Below are 220 nucleotides of genomic sequence, written 5' to 3'. Positions count from 1 at the left end.
CGGTCGATTACGAGTATTTAGCCTTGGAGGATGGTCCCCCCATATTCAGACAGGATGTCACGTGTCCCGCCCTACTTGTCGTACGCTTAGTATCACCGGTCCGATTTCACATACGGGGCTATCACCCGCTATGGCTCCTATTTCCAGAGGATTCTGTTATCGGTCCGACTATCACGTACAGGCTCTTCCCATTTCGCTCGCCGCTACTTTGGGAATCTCG

The 220-nt window shown here is 52.7% G+C and carries 1 rRNA gene; it reads right to left on the bottom strand.

The annotated features are described in order from the left end of the window. Positions 1–220 (bottom strand): 23S ribosomal RNA (locus tag GCN78_RS30095); the annotation flags it as partial.

Origin of the sequence: Janthinobacterium rivuli (assembly GCF_009208735.1) — a bacterium.
GTDB lineage: Bacteria > Pseudomonadota > Gammaproteobacteria > Burkholderiales > Burkholderiaceae_D > Janthinobacterium.
The sequence above is the reverse complement of the archived record's forward strand: the minus strand, read 5'-3'. Positions and strand labels throughout refer to the sequence as shown.